The 17,635-nt window shown below is 71.9% G+C and carries 14 protein-coding genes; 10 read left to right on the top strand and 4 right to left on the bottom strand.

The features are described 5' to 3' along the window. Nucleotides 1-116 precede the first annotated feature (116 nt). Nucleotides 117-977: a fumarylacetoacetate hydrolase family protein gene (locus K206_RS0106085; protein ID WP_020201523.1), complete on the bottom strand. Its 861-nt coding sequence runs from the start codon at nt 975-977 to the stop codon at nt 117-119. 286 nt (nt 978-1,263) lie between these two features. Here K206_RS0106085 and K206_RS0106080 point away from each other — a divergent pair, with 286 nt between their 5' ends. From K206_RS0106080 to K206_RS0106065, 4 genes are all read left to right on the top strand, one after another. Next, complete coding sequence (locus tag K206_RS0106080; protein WP_020201522.1) at nt 1,264-2,484, top strand: CaiB/BaiF CoA-transferase family protein; 1,221 nt, start codon at nt 1,264-1,266, stop codon at nt 2,482-2,484. A gap of 52 nt (nt 2,485-2,536) precedes the next feature. After that, nucleotides 2,537-3,517, top strand: a complete 981-nt coding sequence (locus K206_RS0106075) for a tripartite tricarboxylate transporter substrate binding protein (RefSeq protein WP_231401564.1) — start codon at nt 2,537-2,539, stop codon at nt 3,515-3,517. Between the two features lie 9 nt (nt 3,518-3,526). Then, nucleotides 3,527-4,351 (top strand): CoA ester lyase, encoded by an 825-nt coding sequence (locus tag K206_RS0106070; RefSeq protein WP_020201520.1) that lies wholly within the window; start codon nt 3,527-3,529, stop codon nt 4,349-4,351. Between the two features lie 178 nt (nt 4,352-4,529). Then, entirely contained in the window at nt 4,530-5,417 is an 888-nt protein-coding gene (locus tag K206_RS0106065) for a LysR family transcriptional regulator (RefSeq protein WP_020201519.1), read from the top strand. A gap of 25 nt (nt 5,418-5,442) precedes the next feature. Here K206_RS0106065 and K206_RS0106060 read toward each other — a convergent pair whose 3' ends face one another. After that, complete coding sequence (locus K206_RS0106060) at nt 5,443-6,354, bottom strand: LysR family transcriptional regulator (RefSeq protein ID WP_020201518.1); 912 nt, start codon at nt 6,352-6,354, stop codon at nt 5,443-5,445. A gap of 130 nt (nt 6,355-6,484) precedes the next feature. Between K206_RS0106060 and K206_RS0106055 the strand changes: the two genes are divergently transcribed. The 3 genes from K206_RS0106055 to K206_RS0106045 all read left to right on the top strand — a co-directional run bounded on the left by K206_RS0106055 (nt 6,485) and on the right by K206_RS0106045 (nt 11,376). Beyond that, nucleotides 6,485-8,167 carry a GMC family oxidoreductase gene (locus K206_RS0106055; RefSeq protein WP_020201517.1) on the top strand — a complete coding sequence of 561 codons (1,683 nt, stop codon included), beginning with the start codon at nt 6,485-6,487 and terminating at the stop codon, nt 8,165-8,167. Between the two features lie 307 nt (nt 8,168-8,474). Then, on the top strand, nt 8,475-10,247 hold the full coding sequence (locus K206_RS0106050) for a diguanylate cyclase (RefSeq protein ID WP_020201516.1): 1,773 nt from the start codon (nt 8,475-8,477) through the stop codon (nt 10,245-10,247). A 199-nt stretch (nt 10,248-10,446) separates the two neighbouring features. Continuing rightward, complete coding sequence (locus K206_RS0106045; protein WP_020201515.1) at nt 10,447-11,376, top strand: GntR family transcriptional regulator; 930 nt, start codon at nt 10,447-10,449, stop codon at nt 11,374-11,376. A 43-nt stretch (nt 11,377-11,419) separates the two neighbouring features. Here the strand turns inward: K206_RS0106045 and K206_RS0106040 are convergent, their stop codons facing one another. Continuing rightward, nucleotides 11,420-11,845 (bottom strand): Lrp/AsnC family transcriptional regulator, encoded by a 426-nt coding sequence (locus K206_RS0106040; RefSeq protein ID WP_020201514.1) that lies wholly within the window; start codon nt 11,843-11,845, stop codon nt 11,420-11,422. A gap of 147 nt (nt 11,846-11,992) precedes the next feature. Between K206_RS0106040 and K206_RS0106035 the strand changes: the two genes are divergently transcribed. From K206_RS0106035 to K206_RS0106025, 3 genes are all read left to right on the top strand, one after another. Then, nucleotides 11,993-13,057, top strand: a complete 1,065-nt coding sequence (locus tag K206_RS0106035; RefSeq protein WP_020201513.1) for an ornithine cyclodeaminase — start codon at nt 11,993-11,995, stop codon at nt 13,055-13,057. Beyond that, on the top strand, nt 13,057-15,702 hold the full coding sequence (acnA, locus tag K206_RS0106030) for an aconitate hydratase AcnA (RefSeq protein ID WP_020201512.1): 2,646 nt from the start codon (nt 13,057-13,059) through the stop codon (nt 15,700-15,702). Before K206_RS0106035 ends, acnA begins: the two co-directional genes overlap by 1 nt. A gap of 73 nt (nt 15,703-15,775) precedes the next feature. Then, nucleotides 15,776-16,894 (top strand): succinylglutamate desuccinylase/aspartoacylase family protein, encoded by a 1,119-nt coding sequence (locus K206_RS0106025; protein ID WP_020201511.1) that lies wholly within the window; start codon nt 15,776-15,778, stop codon nt 16,892-16,894. 63 nt (nt 16,895-16,957) lie between these two features. On the opposite strand, the gene K206_RS41420 is transcribed toward K206_RS0106025, so the two are convergent. Then, nucleotides 16,958-17,635, bottom strand: a 678-nt coding sequence (locus tag K206_RS41420; protein WP_196812843.1) for a tail fiber protein, incomplete at its 5' end; no start/stop codon positions are given.

The following is a 17,635-nucleotide window of genomic DNA, read 5'->3' as shown; positions in this document are numbered from 1 at the left end:
CCGCGCAGGTGCGCGGGCCGCCGCCGTTATGCTCCCCCGTCCAGTTGTAGTCGTTTTGGTGGTTCTTGCCGCGTATTGCCGTATCGCCGTATCGCCGTATTGCCGTGTCGGCGAGGTCAGCGCGCCACTGCCGCGCCGAACGCCACCACGGTCGAGCGCTGCTCGCCGAGGCCGGCGATGCCGACGGTCATGGTCTGTCCCGGCTGGAGATAGACGGGCGGCTTCAGGCCCATGCCGACGCCGGCCGGCGTGCCGGTCGCGATCACGTCGCCCGGCTGCAGGCTCATGAACTGGCTGATGTACGACACCAGCTCCGCCGCGCCGAAGATCATGTCGCGCGTGCTGCCGTCCTGGCGCCGCACGCCGTCGACCTCGAGCCACAGCGCCAGCGCCTGCGGGTCGGGCACCTCGTCGGCGGTGACGAGCCACGGGCCCAGCGGGCCGAAGGTGTCCGCCGCCTTGCCCTTGTCCCACTGTCCGCCGCGCTCGAGCTGGAAGGCGCGCTCGGAGACGTCGTTCACCACGCAGTAGCCGGCCACGTGCGCCAGCGCGTCTTCCTTCGTCACGTAGCGCGCGGTCTTGCCGATCACGATGCCGAGCTCGACTTCCCAGTCGACCTTCTGCGCGTCGCGCGGGATCTCGACCGGATCGAACGGCCCGTTGATCGAGCTGGTCGCCTTCAGGAACAGGATCGGCTCCTTGGGCGCCGCCATGTTGGCTTCCTTCGCGTGGTCCGTGTAGTTCAGGCCGACGCAGACGAGCTTGCCGACCGCGCCGACGCACGGCCCGAGCCGCTCGCCCGGCGCGACCGCCGGCAGCGTGCGCGGGTCGAGCGCCGCGACGCGCGCGAGCGAGTCGTCCGCGAGCGCCGCGCCATGCCAGTCGTCGACCACGCCGACGAGGCTGCGCACCTGTCCTTCGTTATCCAGCACGCCCGGCTTCTCGGCGCCGGGCTGTCCCCACCGTACCAGCTTCATGTCCGCTCCTGTCTCTCTCTGTTGGTCTTTCGTGGCTTTAAATGTACATCGTGTGCAATGTGCGTTTCGAAGGTTATCGGCTGGAAAATCCGGTGTCAAGGAACATTTCGCGCGCGCTTCGCCGGACGGCATGTCGGCCAGCCCGGCCGGCCAGCCCGGCGGGCGATGCCGCAACGGCTTCTTAAGCATCGTTGATAAAGCTATTCATGGAATGTCATTGGACCGGCCCGACAGCGCTGCCTAGAATCCTGCCAACCGCAAGGCTTTGCGGCAAAAGACAGAGAACATGACAGAGCAGACATCCCAGAAGAACCAGGCACAGGCACTGGATGGCATCCGGGTCCTCGATCTCGGCACGTTCGTCGCCGGCCCTTTCTGCACGACCATCCTGGCGGAATTCGGCGCCGAGGTCATCAAGGTGGAGCCGCCCGGAACGGGCGATTCGCTGCGGCGCTTCGGCACCCATACCGACTGCGGCGACACGCTGATGTGGCTCAACGAGAGCCGCAACAAGAAGTGCGTGACGCTCAATCTGCGCGACCCCAAGGGGCAGGAAGTCCTCAAGCGCCTGGCCGCGCGCAGCGACGTGATCGTGGAGAACTACCGGCCCGGCGTGCTGGAGCGCTGGGGCTTGCCGTGGGAAGAGATCCAGCGGCTCAACCCGCGCGCCATCCTGGTGCGCATCTCGGCCTATGGCCAGGAAGGCCCGTACCGCGGCCGGCCGGGTTTCGCGCGGGTGGCGCACGCCTTCTCGGGGCTCGCCTATCTCGCCGGCGAGCCGGGCCGCACGCCGGTCACGCCGGGGTCCACGTCGCTGGCCGACTACGGCTCGGGTCTGTACGGCGCGGTCGGCGTGCTGCTGGCGCTGCGCGCGCGGGAGAGCACGGGCGTGGGGCAGGTGGTCGATCTCGCGCTCTACGAATCCATGTTCCGCGTCCTGGACGAGATGGTGCCGGTCTACCAGCAGACCGGCATGGTGCGCGAGCGGCAGGGCGCCGACACGGTGAACGTGGTGCCGCACAGCCACTACCAGACCCGCGACGGCAAGTGGGTGGCCATCGCCTGCACCAACGACAAGATCTTCGCGCGGCTGGCGGCGGTCATGGGCGAGCCGGAACTGGCGGCGCCCGAGCGCTGGGGCCCGGTCGGGCACCGCCTGGCGGAGCGCGCGGCGGTCAATGCGCGCGTGGCGTCGTGGGCCGCGTCGATCGACTGCGCCGACCTGCTCGCGCGGTGCGACGCCGGCGGCGTGCCGGCCGCCACGCTGTACAGCGTGGCCGACATCTTCGAGGACCCGCAGTACGCGCTGCGCGAGAACATCAAGACGGTGCCGTCGCGCGCGGGGCCGGTGGCGGTGCAGAACGTCATCCCCAAGCTGTCCGGCACGCCGGGCGGCATCAAGTGGCTGGGCCCGGCGCTGGGGGAACACAACGACGCGGTCTTCCAGGAGCTGCTCGGCATGACGGCCGGCGAGCTCGACGCCATGCGGGAGGCCGGCATCATGTGACGCAGGCACGCGGCGGCGCCCGGACATATAAAAAAACATCAGGAGACAAACCATGAAGAGACGCAGGTTCATGCAGGCCACGGCCGCGGCGCTGGCCGCGCCGCTCGGCCAGTGGGCAGCGCAGGCGCAGACCTGGCCGGACAAGCCGGTCAGGCTGCTGGTTCCCACGCCGCCCGGCAACGCCCTCGACATCTCGGCGCGGCTGCTGGGCGACCGGCTGACGCAGCGCTGGAAGCAGGCGGTGGTGGTCGACAACCGGCCCGGCGGCAGCGGCCTGCCCGCCATGATCGCCGGCAAGACCGCCGCGCCGGACGGGTACACCATCATCGTGGCGCCGTCGTCCACGATGGCCATCAACCCCGGCCTCTATCCCAAGCTGCCCTACGATCCGCGCGAGAATTTCGACACGGTGGGCGGCATCTACCTCGCGCCGATCATGCTGGTGGCCGGCAATGCCTCGCCATACCATTCGCTGGCCGACGTCGTGGCCGCGGCGCGCAAGGAGCCCGGCAAGCTGGCCATCGCCATCGGCGGGCCGCCGGGCACCACGCAGCATCTCTCGGCCGAGCTGTTCCGCTTCCGCGCGGGTCTGCAGGTCATCAACGTGCCCTACAAGGGCAGCGGCCCGGCCATGCAGGACCTGCTGGGCGGGCAGGTCGGGCTGCTGTTCGACAGCGTGGCCTCGGCGCTGCCGCAGATCAAGGCCGGCGCGCTGCGCCCCATCGCGGTGGCCAGCGCGCAGCGCATGCCCCAGCTGCCGAACGTGCCGACCATCGCCGAACTGGGCTATCCCGGCTTCGAGGCGGTGAGCTGGGGCGGGCTGGCCGTGCCCAAGGGCACGCCGCGCGCCATCATCGAGCGCATCGGCGAGGACACCCGCGCCATCGTCAACGACCCGGCGGTGCGCGAGCAGATGCTCTCGCGCGGCCTGCTGCCCGACGCGCGCGGCGCGGCCGACTGGAGCCGCTTCATCGATTCGGAAATCGTCAAGTGGGGCGAGCTCATCAAGGCCGCCCACATCACCGTGGAGTAGCGCACAGACATGCCGGCCCAGCATTCCTTCCTGTTTGTCCCCGCCACGCAGCCGCAGCGTTTCCCCAAGGCGGCCGCGAGCGGCGCGCATGCCGTCATCGTCGACCTCGAGGACGCCGTGGCGCCGCCCGACAAGGCGCGCGCGCGCGCCATCTTCGCGGGCGAGGCCGCGGCCCTGCGCGCCTTGTGCGACGGCGCGGGCTGCGAGCTGCTGGTGCGCATCAACGCCAACGGCAGCGCGTGGCACGCGCATGACGTGCAGGCCTGCGCCGGCCTGCCGGTGCACGGCGTGGTGGTGCCCAAGCCGGACGACCTCGTCGTGCTGGCGGCGCTGGCGCGCGCCGTGGGAGGCGCCCGCGCGCTCTACCTGCTGGTCGAGTCGGCCGCCGGCTTCCTGCATCTGGCCGACATCGCGCGCGCGCCCGGCGTGCGCCGGCTGATGCTGGGCGCGGCCGACCTGATGCTCGACATCGGCCTGCCCGACGACGACGCGCCGCTGCACTATTTCCGCTCGCAACTGGCGATGCATTCGCGGCTGGCCGGGCTGCCGCCGCCGGTGGACGGCGTCTGCCTGGCGCTGGACGATGCCCGGCGGCTGGAGCACGAGGTCGAGCGCGCCAAGCGCTTCGGCTTCGGCGCCAAGCTGTGCGTCCATCCCACGCAGATCGAGGCCGTCAACCGCGGCTTCCTGCCGCCGGCGGCCGAATGCGAATGGGCGCGCCGCGTGATCGAGGCGGCGGCCGGCGCCGGCGGGGCGGCGGTCAGGGTCGATGGCCGGCTGGTCGATGCGCCGATCATCGAGCAGGCGCGCCGCGTGCTGGCGGCGGCGGGATAACCGCCGGGCTGTCCAGCCGCCTGTTGGGGGATGCCCGGCTTTGCAGGCCCGGGAAGTTGTCCCAGAATGGCGCGCAGCGGTCCCGCGCGGGCGCTGCGCGGCACTTGCCGTGCCGCGCAGCGGCGCCGGGATCTTCCCGAACCGACTTCCGACATCTCCCTCCCGCATGGGAACGCCTGTGGACCTACAGCACTTACGCGCCTTCGAGGCGATCGCGCGTGAGGGCAATCTCACCCGCGCGGCCGAAAGCCTGCACCTGACGCAGCCCGCGGTGAGCATGCAGATCAAGAGCCTGCAGGAACTGCTGCAGGTGACGCTGTTCGTGCGCACCGGGCGCGGGCTCATGCTCAGCGCGCACGGCCGGGCGCTGGTGCCCGCGGCCCGCAAGATCCTGGAGGCCGTGGAGGAATTCGGCCGCGCCGCCGAGGCCATGCGCAGCGCCGCCTACGGCACGCTCGGCCTGGGCACCATCCTCAACCCCGAGGCCATCCGCCTGGGCGCCTGCCTGCAATACCTGGTCGAGCATCATCCGAACGTGCAGCCGCGGCTGCGGCACGGCATGTCGGGCTGGGTCCTGAGCCAGATCCGCGGCGGCGCGCTGGACGCGGCGTTCTATCTCGGCCCGCCGGGCGAGGTCGGCTCGGGCGACGACATCTGCGCGCTCAAGCTGCGCGCCATCCACTATTACGTGATCGCGCCGCGCGGCTGGGACGCGCGCGTGGCCGGCAAGAGCTGGGCCGAGGTGGCGCTGCTGCCGTGGGTCTGGACGCACGAGCATTCGACCCACCACCGCATGCTGAGCCGCAAGTTCGACGAGCTCGGCGTGCGCCCGCTGGTGGCCGCCGAAGTGGACCTGGAGGCGTCGATGGTGGACCTGGTGGTGTCGGGCGTCGGCCTCTCGCTGGCGCGCGACTCGGTGGCGCTGCGCGTGGCCCAGTCGCACGGGCTGGTGGTGGCGCAGACGCTCACGCTGACCGCCGATCTCTCATTCATCGCGCTGGCCAGGCGCATGGAGGACCCGGTGGTGAGCGCGGCCTTCGCCGCCGTGCGCGCCACCTATGGCTGAAGCGCGCCGGCGCCGGCGCCGCCCGTCAGTCCAGCCACACCCGGTTCAGCGCGCCCAGCGCCTCCACGATCAGCGCCTCCTCCAGCCTGGACGCCAGGCAGACGAACTGCAGCTCGCAGCCGATGCGGACCCGGTCCGCCACGGCCAGCCCTGACGTCTGGCTCTCGCGCATGGCGGTGGCATCGCGCACCAGGCTGAGCCCGACCCCCGACTTGATGAGATCGAGCATGGACGGCTCCTGGTCCACCAGCGCGGCGCGGCGCGGCGCCAGCCCGCGCGGGCCGAAGATGCCCGCCAGCAGGCGCGAATGCACGGATTCCGGCGGCGTCGCCAGCCAGGGCAGGGTGGCCAGCGCTTCCCAGTCGCAGCCCGTCACCTGCGGCCCCCAGCCGGCCGGCGCCACCACCCGGTACTCGAAGCGCGTCAGCGTGCGCACCGCCAGGTCCGGCTGCAACTGGTGCGTGGCTTCGCGGTCGGGGCTCAGGTAGAAGCAGACGTCCAGGCTGCCCTGCTGCAACTGGGCCATCACGCTGCCGCTCATGCCGTGGCGCAGTTCGGTCTCGATCTGCGGCGCCGACTGCACCAGTTGCCCGAGCCAGTCGCCCAGGCGGATGAACGACGGCTCCAGGATGGTGCCGATGCGCAGCTTGCCGCGCACGGTGCCGTGCAGCCGGCTCACGGCATTGGCCACGTCCTGGATGGCATGCAGGGCGCGCTCGGCCTGGGGCAGCAGCGCGGCGCCGTCGGCGCTCAGTACCAGCCCGTGGGCGGTGCGGTGGAACAGCGTCAGGCCCGTGATCTCCGCCATGCGCTTGAGCTGGAGGCTGACGGCCGGCTGCGAGCGGTGCATCTGCTCGGCCGCCTTGGAGACATTGCCCTCGCGCGCCACCGCGACGAACACCCGCAGCGTCTGCAGATCAAGATTGGCCGGATTCATATTTGTGAAACCTATATCTCAGATTGCCGAAACTCAATGGATTTCGGAATATCCCGGGAGGAAACTACGCGCACTCGCCACAACAATTTTAGCGCGGCAAATAAAGCTCGCGTTCCGGAGACACAGCGTCGTGACCCACAGCACCGATCCCGCTTTCGACTACATCGTCATCGGCGCCGGCACCGCCGGCGCGCTGATGGCCAACCGGCTCAGCGCCGACAAGGACCGGCGCGTGCTGCTGATCGAGGCCGGCGGCAAGGATGACTACCACTGGATCCACATCCCGGTCGGCTATCTCTACTGCATCGGCAACCCGCGCACCGACTGGCTCTACCGCACCGAGCCCGACGCGGGCCTCAACGGCCGCCAGTTGCGCTACCCGCGCGGCAAGACGCTCGGCGGCTGCTCCAGCATCAACGGCATGATCTACATGCGCGGCCAGTCGCGCGACTACGAGCAGTGGGCGCAGCGCACCGGCGACGACACCTGGCGCTGGGACAACGTGCTGCCGGCCTTCCGCCAGCACGAAGACCATTATCTCGGCGACACCCCGGAGCACGACGCGGCCTTCGCCGGCTACCACGGCCACGGCGGCGAGTGGCGCGTGGAAAAGCAGCGCCTGCGCTGGGACATCCTCGACGCCTTCGCCGAAGCCGCGGCGCAGGCCGGCGTGCCGCACACCGGCGATTTCAACCGCGGCGACAACGAGGGCGTGGGCTACTTCCAGGTCAACCAGAAAGCCGGCTGGCGCTGGAACAGCGCCAAGGCGTTCCTGCGGCCCGCCTGCAGCGGCCGGCCCAATTTCGAACTGTGGACCGGCGCGCAGGTCGCGCGCCTGCTGGTCGAGCCGCGGGCCGACGGCAGCCTGCGCTGCACCGGCGCGCGGGTGTGGGACGGCCGGCAGTTCGTCACCGTGCGCGCCGCATGCGAGGTGATCCTGTGCGCGGGCAGCATCGGCTCGCCGCAGATCCTGCAGCTCTCGGGGCTGGGCCCGGGCGCGCTGCTGCGCGAGCACGGCATCGAGGTGCTGGCCGACCTGCCCGGCGTGGGCGGCAACCTGCAGGATCACCTGCAGATCCGCGCCGTGTACCGGATCGAGGGCGCGGCCACGCTCAACGTGCTGGCGTCCAGCCTGTGGGGCAAGGCGCGCATCGGCCTGCAATACCTGCTGTCGCGCAGCGGCCCCATGAGCATGGCGCCGTCGCAGCTGGGCGCCTTCACGCGCAGCTCGCCGGAGCAGGCCTGGCCCAACATCCAGTACCACGTCCAGCCGCTCTCGCTGGAGGCGTTCGGCGAGCCGCTGCATGCCTTCCCGGCCTTCACGGCCAGCGTCTGCAACCTGAACCCCACCAGCCGCGGCACCGTGCGCATCCGCAGCGAGGACTTCCGTCAGGCGCCGGCCATCGCGCCCAACTACCTGTCCACCGCCGAGGACCGGCAGGTGGCGGCGGACTCGCTGCGCGTGACCCGCCGCATCGTCGCGCAGCCGGCGCTGGCCCGCTACAAGCCGCAGGAATACAAGCCCGGCCCGCAATACCGGACGGACGAGGACCTGGCGCGGCTGGCCGGCGACATCGCCACCACCATCTTCCACCCCGTGGGCACCGCGGCGATGGGCCGCGACGGCGACCCCGCGGCCGTGCTGGACAGCCGCATGCGGGTGCGCGACGGGCGCGGCGGCCGCATCGCCGGCCTGCGCGTGGTCGATGCCAGCGCGATGCCGTCGATCACCAGCGGCAACACCAACAGCCCCACGCTGATGATGGCCGAGAAGGCCGCGGGCTGGGTGCGCGCGGACGCCGGGCGGGGCTGAACGCCCGCGGCGCCGGCGGCCATTCCGGGGGGAGTGGCCGCCGCACCGGGCGAGGGGCCGGGCAAGGCAGCGGTGCCGGGCATGCGGCGCAAATTGTGTCCAAGTCACCCCGCACCCGTGGGGTCGGGCCAGATCTGCAACACCGCGGGGGCGGCGCCCGCTAGAATGCAGGCCTTGTTCCGAGGATTTTCGACATTGCGGCCCGCCGGGCGGCAACGCCCGGATGCGGGCGCCGCGCGACCTCGACACGCCACGAAGCCCTGGCCCGGTGCCGCGCGCAGCGCTTGCGCCGGCGCCCCGTCCCACGATGCTAAAGATCCCCCTGCCAGCCTCGCCGCTGGAACGCCGCTTTGCGCTGCTCGCCGCCACCCTGGGCTTTGTCCTGCTGGCGCTGTCCATCTGGCTGTTTCGATACCAGTGGGTGGCTTATGCGAATGCCGAGCACGCGCTTACCGACCTGCGCATCTTTCGCGCGATCCTGCTCGCGATGGAGCAGGTCTCGGTCGAGCGCGGCCCCAGCAACGCCGCGCTCGGAGAGGCGCTGCCGCTGCCGCCGGCGCAAGGGCAGGCGCTGCTGGACGCGCGCGCGGAAAGCGACCGGCGCATCGCCGGGCTGCTGGGCCAGCTCGAAGCGCCGGAGTGCGGCAACTGCCTCAGCGAGCGCGACACGGTGCTGCGCGCGCGCGACGATCTCGCCCGCGCGCGCGCCGAGGTCGACGGCCTGCTGCGCCAGCCGCACGGCCAGCGCACCGGCGAGGCGCTGCACCGCGCGGCGGATGGCATGATCCGGGTGATGCCGCCGTTGTCCGCCATCGCCGACGTCAGCGCCGCCAAGGTCGACCGGGGCGTGCCCGGCGCGCTCAGCCGCCTGCTGGCGGCGCGGCTGGCGGCGCTGCTGCGGGAGCAGGCCGGGCTGCTCGGCTCGCAGCTCACGCCCGCGCTGGGCACCAACCGGCAGCTGAACAGCACCGAGCAGTTCGCCATCGAGCGCACGCTGGGCACCATCGCGCAGCTGCGCGCGCTGCTCCAGCCGCGCGTGCTGAGCGATCCGGAGCTGCCGCAAGGGGCGTTCCAGGTGGTGGAGCGGCAGTATTTCGGCGCGGGCCTGGAGTATTTCTCGCGCGTGCACGCGCTGGCGAGCCTGCCCGGCGACGCGGGCGTCTCGAGCGCCGAATTCGTCGATCACTATGTGCCCTCGATGGGCGCGATCACGCGCTTTCGCGACGAGATTCTCGATCTGGTCGAGCGGCAGGTGCGGGCCCAGCGCGACACCCGGCTGGGGTGGCTGGGCGGCATCGTCGCCATCCTCTCGGCGGTGATCGTGTTCCTGTTCCTCGGCGTGTGGCTGTTCCGCCGGCAGGTGGTCCGGCCGTTCGCGGACGCCGCGCGCGCGATCCGCGCCATCGCGGCCGGCAACCTCGCCGTGACGCTGTCGTCCAGGCCGTACCGCGGAGAGATCCGCGAGCTGTTCGATGCCGTGCAGGTGCTGCGCGGCAACGCCGTCGAGCGCGCCAGGCTGGAGCGCGAGCGCCGCCAGTTGATCGCCGAGCTGTCGCGCATGGCGCAAACCGATGCGCTCACCGGGCTGTTCAACCGCGGCGCCTTCGACATCAGGCTGAAGGACGCCTGCTCCGGCGCGGGACGGCGCGCGGGCGGGCAGCTGCTGTCGCTGACCCTGTTCGACATCGATCACTTCAAGCGCGTCAACGACAAGTACGGCCATGCCACGGGCGACCGCGCGCTGCGGCGGATCGCCGAGCTGAGCCGCGAGGTATGGCGCGAGGGCGACATCGTGGCGCGCATCGGCGGCGAGGAATTCGCGGTGCTGGCCAGCGTGCCGGCCTGCCAGGATGCGCTGGACATGGCGCAGCAGCTGCGCGCGCGCCTGGCGGCGACGCCGCTCGTGGCCGACAGCGGCGAACGGTTCAGCATCCAGGCCAGCTTCGGCACCGCCTTCGTCATGCCGGGCGAGGCGCAGGACGCGGACGGGCTGATGCGGCGCGCCGATCTGCTGCTGTACCAGGCCAAGCAGGGCGGCCGCGACCGGATCGTGGCCGAGACGGTGCCGCCGCGGCCATGACCGGCTGAAGCGGGCGGGCGCCGCCCCGGCAAGACGACAAGAACGAGACCGGCCGGACCAGCCCGCACGGCACTTTCCGGCTAAGCTTGCGGCTGTCCGCCCTGTTCGCACGCGGATGGCGGGCGCGTGCCGCGGGCCAGGCTGTCCGCGCGGCGGTAATGTACAATTGTAAGTGTATTTTGATGAAACAAAAAAATAAATGAGCATGCCGAACGAGTCGGTGGGCCGCTCGCGCCTGGCGCTGCGGGACCGGATCGCCCAGTGGATCCGCGACGAGGCCCTGGCGGCGGGCGACCGCCTCAACGAGCAGAAGCTGGCGGAGTCGCTGGGGGTGTCGCGCACGCCGATCCGCGCGGCGCTGGACCAGCTCGAGGCGCAGGGTTTCGTCGAGCGGCGCCGCAACAAGGGCGTGGCGCTGCTGTCGGCGCCGCCGGTGGCGCAGGCCGACGAGACCGCGCCGGCCGACGAAGACCAGCTGCTCACGCGCATCGCCCACGACCGGCAGCGCGGCGCGCTGGCCGACGAAGTGTCCGAGCGCGACCTGATGCAGACCTACGGCGAGACGCGCGCCACCATCAAGCAGGCGCTGGTGCGGCTGGCCGACCTTGGCATCGTCGAGCGGCGGCTGGGCTACCGCTGGAAATTCCAGGACGCGATGTGGCACCGCGAGGCGCGCATCGAGGGCTACCGCTTCCGCATGGTCATCGAGCCGGCGGCCATCCTGGAGCCGAGCTTCCAGCTCTCGCCCGAATGGGCCGCGCACATGCGGATCCAGCATTCGGCGTTCCTGACGCAGCCGTGGACCGAGGCCTCGCCGGTGGCGTTCTTCGAGACCAACGCGGCGTTCCACGAAGGGCTCGCGATGGCCTCGGGCAACCGCTTCTTCGTCGACGCGATCCGCCGCCTGAACCGCATGCGGCGGCTGTCCAACTATGACTGGAAGCACGGCCGCGAGCGCGTGGAAGTGAGCTGCCACGAGCACCTCGGCATCCTGGCGGCGCTGGAGTCCGGCAACCGCGACGGCGCCGCCGACCTGATGCGCCGGCACCTGGACGTGGCGAGCCGCCTGCGCCGCCCGGCCGCGAGCGAGGCCGCCCCGGCGGAAGAGGCGCCGCCGGCGGGGACCTGACCGGTCCCGCCCGGCCGCGCAATCTCCCGGCTGCGGCCACGCCTCACGACAGCTTGTAGCTGGTCAGGTGGATGCTGGTCTCCGTCGCGCTGATGCCGCGGATCAGCCGCACGCGCTCGAGCACGGAGGCCAGCCCGTCGAGCGTGGCGGCGCGCACTTCCGCCAGCAGGTCCCAGCGCCCGTTGGTGTCGTGCAGGGCGACCACGCCGGGCTCGCCCAGCAGGCTGGCAATCACCTCCCGCGCCTGGTTCCCGTCCACGGCGATGCTCATCCACGCGGCAATCGCGTCGCGCTGCGCCGCCGGCCGCAGCTGCACCGTGTAGCCGACGATCACCCCCGCTTTTTCCAGGCGCGCCATCCGGTTGGTGATGGTGGTGCGCGCCACCCCGAGTCGGTGCGCCAGCAGGGCAACGCTGGCCCGGGCATCGGCGCGTAGCAGCCCCAGCAGCTTGTGGTCGAAGTCATCCATGTGTCGAAACCATGTGTCGAAATGAAAGTCGTTGTGCTCGGTTTGACGTGATGATAGTATTTTGTGTGCACAATAACCACTTCATTTTGGGTGCCACGGCGGTGAGAATGGTCGGCAACTTTCCAGACCCGCTCACCGGAGCCACAGATGACGCCATTTCTTTCCACCCAGCACGTATCCCGCATCATCGCCGCGCGCGGCATCGCGCATGCCCTGCGCAGCATGGCCGGCTATATCGAGGACGACTTCCGCCGCTGGCGGGAGTTCGACAAGTCCGCCCGCTCGGCCAGCCACTCGCCGGCCGGCGTGATCGAACTGATGCCCACGGCCGACGCTAGCCTCTACAGCTTCAAGTACGTCAACGGCCATCCGGGCAACACGCGCGGCGGCCTGCCCACGGTGATGGCGTTCGGCGTGCTGGCCGAGGTGGCCACCGGCATGCCGCTGCTGCTCAGTGAGCTGACGCTGACCACGGCGCTGCGCACGGCGGCCACGTCGGTGGTGGCGGCGCGCCGGCTGGCGCGGGCCGACGCCGCCACGATGGCGCTGGTCGGCAACGGCGCGCAGAGCGAATTCCAGGCGCTGGCGTTCTATCACCTGCTGGGCATCCGCCGCATCCAGGCCTACGACGTGGATGCCGCCGCCACCGCCAGGCTGCGCCGCAATCTCACCGACGTGCCCGGCCTCGAATTGCGCGTGTGCGCCAGCACCGCCGAAGCCGTGCGCGGCGCCGACATCGTCACCACGGTCACGGCCGACAAGGCCTACGCGACCATCGTCACGCCGGAGATGCTCGAGCCCGGCATGCACCTCAATGCCGTGGGCGGCGATTGCCCGGGCAAGACCGAGCTGCACCCGGACGTGCTGCGCCGCGCCAGCGTGTTCGTCGAATACGAGCCGCAGAGCCGCATCGAAGGCGACGTGCAGCAGATGCCGGCGGATTTCGCCGTGACCGAGCTCTGGCGCGTGCTCGAGGGCCAGGTACCCGGCCGCCGCGACGCCGGCGAGATCACGGTGTTCGACTCGGTCGGCTTCGCGCTGGAAGACTTCTCCGCGCTGCGCTACCTGCGCGACCAGGCCGCGCTGCTCCAGATCGGCGAGCGCATCGCGCTGATCCCGGTGCTGGACGACCCCAAGAACCTGTTCGCGCAGTTGTCGCAGGCACCGCGGGCGCCGGCGCCCGCCGCCGAGCTGGCCCACCCGCTGCCCTGATGACGCACTGCCGCCCCCTTGCCGGCGAGTTCCACTCCGGCGGCCTGACATACCGCTGCGTCGACCTGCCGGCGATGCTCGGCGAGCGGCTGCCGCGCCTGCCCGTGGTGCTGCGCCTGCTGCTGGAGAATGTCGCGCGCAACATGGCGGGAGCGGAGCGCGACGCCGCCATCGACGCCATCGCGGCGTGGCCGGACCACGGCACCAGCACGGCCGAGATCGCGTTCCAGCCGGGCCGCGTGCTGATGCACGACACCACCAGCACGCCGGCGCTGGTCGACATCGCCGCCATGCGCGACGCGCTGGCCGAGGCCGGCGTCGATCCCGCCGTGCTCAATCCCGGGCTGCCGGTGGACGTGTCCGTGGACCACTCGCTGGCCGTGGAAGCGTTCGCCCGGCCCGATGCCGCGGCGATCAACCTGGAGACCGAGGGCCGGCGCAACGCCGAGCGCTACGGTTTCCTGCGCTGGGCGTCGCGGGCGCTGCGCGGCGTGCGCATCCATCCGCCGGGCACCGGCATCATGCACACCATCAACCTCGAGCAGCTGGCCACGGTGGTGACCACGGTGCAGCGCGACGGCCAGGCCTGGGCCGTGCCCGACACGCTGATCGGCACCGACAGCCACACGCCGATGATCAACGGCATCGGCGTGCTCGGCTGGGGCGTGGGCGGGCTGGAGGCGCAGACCGTGATGTTCGGCATGCCGGTGATGCAGCGCCTGCCCGACGTGACCGGCGTGCGGCTGACCGGCGCGCTGCCGCCGTGGGCGCTGGCCACCGACCTCGCGCTGACGGTGACGCAGCGCCTGCGCGCGCTCGGCGTGGCGGGCGAGTTCGTCGAGTTCTTCGGCCCCGGCGTGGCGACGCTGAGCGCGGGCGAGCGCGCGGTGGTGGCCAACATGGCGCCCGAGTACGGGGCCACCACCGGCTTTTTTCCCATCGACGCGCGCACGCTGGACTACCTGCGCGCCACCGGCCGCGGCGAAGCCGGCGTGGCGCTGGTCGGCGACTACGCCCGGCGCGCCGGCCTGTGGTTCGAGCCGGATGCCGCGCCGCGCTACACGCGCGTGCTCGACCTCGACCTGTCGGCGGTCCGCATGCACGTGGCCGGCCCGCGGCGGCCGCAGGACCTGCTGTCCTATACCGAGACCGCCCGCGCGCTCGCGCCGTTCGCACCGGAGCCGGCGGGGCGGGAGCATGGCCTGCCGCGCCACCCGGTGGCCATCGCGGCCATCACGAGCTGCACCAATACGTCGGACCCGGCCCTGCTGATCGCGGCGGGCCTGCTGGCCCGCAAGGCGCGCGCGCTCGGGCTGTCGGCGCCGCCGTGGGTCAAGACCTCGCTGGCGCCGGGCTCGCCGGCGGCGGCCATCTACCTGGAGCGCGGCGGCCTGCTGGGCGATCTGTCGGCGCTCGGCTTCGACATCGTCGGCTTCGGCTGCACCACCTGCATCGGCAACGCGGGGCCGCTGACCGCGCCGATCCGCGACGCCATCGCGCGGCGGGCGGCGCGCCCGGTGGCGATGCTGTCCGGCAACCGCAATTTCCCGGGCCGCGTGCATCCCGATCTCGACCTCGGCTTCATCATGTCGCCGCCGCTGGTGGTGGCGTTCGCGCTGGCCGGCGACGCGGCGCGCGACCTGGGCCGCGACCCGGTGCAGATCGCCCCGGACGGCACGCCGGTGTACCTGAAGGACCTGTGGCCCACGCGCGCGGAGGTGGCGGCCTGCGTGGCCGCCGGCACGCAGGCCGCCGACTATCGGCCCGCGTTCGCCGCGGCTTCGCGCAACCCGGTGTGGGACAGCCTGCCTTTCGCCGACACGCCGCGCTATCCGTGGGACGCGCGCTCGACGGCGCTGCGCCGCCCGCCGTTCGCCGCGGCGGACCAGGGCACGCAGCTGGGCGACTACGGCGCCTATGCGCTGCTGGTGCTCGGCGACGACGTGACCACCGACCACATCTCGCCCGCCAGCGCGATCCCGAAGGACTGCCACGTCGCCGATTTCCTGGTCAGCCGCGGCGACGACCGCGACGACCTGAACGTGTTCGCCTCGCGGCGCGGCAACTGGGAAGTGATGGTGCGCGCGGCGTTCTACAACAAGACGCTGGTCAACCTGCTCGAGCCCGACGCGCCGGCCGCGCATACCGTCCACGCGCCCAGCGGCACCGTGCTGCCGGTCTTCGAAGCGGCGCAGCGCTACGCCGAGGAGGGCGACGCCGTGGTGCTGGTCGCCGGCGAGCGCTACGGCACCGGCTCGTCGCGCGACTGGGCGGCCAAGGGCCAGCGCCTGCTGGGCATCCGCGCCGTGCTGGCGTGCAGCTTCGAGCGGATTCACCGCGCCAACCTGATCGGCATGGGCATCCTGCCGCTGCGCATGCCCGCGGGCATGCATCCGCGCACGCTGGCCATCCGGCCCGGCGACCGCATCCACGTGGGCGCGCCGCCGGAGCGGCTGGCGCCGCGCTGCGCGGTGCCGGTGCGCATCGTGCGCGGCGACGGCACGGTGGCATCGTTCGACGCCACGGCCGCGGTGGAGACCCGGCTCGAAGTCGAACTGCTGCGGCACGGCGGCGTGATCCCGGCGATCCTGCGCCAGACGCTGGCACGGCACGGGCAGCAGGGCGGCACCGCCGCCGCGCCGTGAGCGGGCATCCGCGCAAGCCACGGACCGAACATCAACCGCGCACATCAATCAAGCGCCAACCGAGCGACCCCATATGCAAAGCCAGATCCATCCCCTGATTGCCCCGGCGCCGGGCCTTGCCCTGCAACTCGCCAGCCACCATTTCGGCGACGCCGGCGCCGCGCGCAAGATCTACGTGCAGGCCGGCCTGCATGCCGACGAGATTCCCGCCATGCTGGTGGCCGTCACGCTCAAGGCGCGCCTGCGGGAGCTCGAAGCGCAGGGCCGCCTGCGCGCGCAGGTGGTGCTGGTCAGCGCCGCCAACCCGATCGGCCTGGGCCAGGCGGTGCTGGGCGGCTTCATCGGCCGCTTCGAATTGTCGAGCGGCAACAATTTCAACCGCGGTTTCCCGATGCTGTTCAAGCCGGTCGCGGCGGCGGTGGCGGACAAGCTCACGCAGGACGGCGCGCACAACCTGCGCGTCATCCGCGCGGCCTGGCGCGAGGCGCTGCTGGCGCAGCCGCCGGTGAACGCCTTCCAGTCGCTGCAGCAGGCGCTGATGCTGCTGGCGCACGACGCCGAGGTGGTGCTCGACCTGCACTGCTCGCGCGAGGCGGCCATGCACGTGTACACCGGCGACGCGATCTGGCCCGAGGTGGAGCCGCTGGCGCGCTATCTCGGCGCCACCGCCAGCCTGCTGGCGCTCGACTCCGGCGCGCACTCGTTCGACGAGGCGCACAGCTATACGTGGTGGCAGCTGCAGCAGGAATTCGGCGCGCGCTTCCCGATCCCGCACGGCAGCATCGCCGTGACGGTGGAGCACCGCGGCCAGCGCGACGTGACCGACGCGCTCGCGCAGCAGGACACCCAGGCGCTGCTCGACTACCTGACCCACATCGGCGCCATCGCCGGCGAGGCGCCGCCGCTGCCACCGCTGCCGCAGCCCGCCACGCCGCTGGCCGGCAGCGAGCAGCTGGTGGCGGGCGCGGCGGGCCTGCTGGTGTATCGCGCGCAGGTGGGCGAGCGGGTGACGGCCGGGCAGCCGCTGTTCGACATCGTCGATCCGGTCGAAGGCACGCGCGCCACCACCGTCAGCCATACCGACGGCGTGTTCTACATGGGACGGGAGGTGCGCTACGTGAAGCCGGGCGACCAGATCGGCCGTGTGTCCGGCGCGCGGGCGTTCCGCACGGGGAAGCTGCTGAGTCCGTGAGGCGGCCGGCGGCAGCCGGCGCGGGCGGATGATCCTGGCATGGCCATCCGCCCGTTGCGCCGGCTAGTTGACGCGCGAGGGGAAGACGCCGTCGACGCAGATCATGTAGGTCAGCCCGTTCGGCGTGACGGACGACAGGTTCGGCAATGCAAAATTGGTGACGCCGTCGCCGCCGAAGTTGGTGCCCAGCAAGCTGAATAGCGCCGTATACGCGTTGATCGGCAGCAGCCGGCCATCCGCGGCCATGCCTTCTCCCACCGTGGCTGCTGTCAGCCAGACGGTACCGATCGTGCACATGCCGCTGCCATTGCCGTCGGCGGCATGACTTGGCGTGCCCAGGCCAGGCACGCTGCCCGTGGCGCCGGTCGCGCCGGTGGCGCCAGTTGCGCCAGTTGCGCCGGCCGCCCCCGTAGGACCGGTGGCCCCCGTGGCGCCGGTCACGCCGGTCACGCCGGTCGCCCCCGTACTACCCTGGGCGCCGGTCGCCCCCGTGGCGCCCTGCGTGCCGGGAGAGCCCTGGGGGCCGGTGACGCCCGTCGCGCCGGTGGTGCCGGTCGCGCCGGTGGCACCCGTTGCGCCTGTGGCGCCGGTCGGTCCGGTGACGCCCGTGCTGCCGGTCGCGCCGACCGCCCCCGTCGCCCCGACCGGCCCCGTGCTGCCTTGCGGGCCGGTCGCGCCGGTGGCGCCCGGAACACCGGGCGCGCCGTCGGCGCCGGTGGCGCCCGCCGCGCCGGTGGCCCC

The organism is Cupriavidus sp. WS (assembly GCF_000395345.1).
GTDB lineage: Bacteria > Pseudomonadota > Gammaproteobacteria > Burkholderiales > Burkholderiaceae > Cupriavidus > Cupriavidus basilensis_B.
The sequence above is the reverse complement of the archived record's forward strand: the minus strand, read 5'-3'. Positions and strand labels throughout refer to the sequence as shown.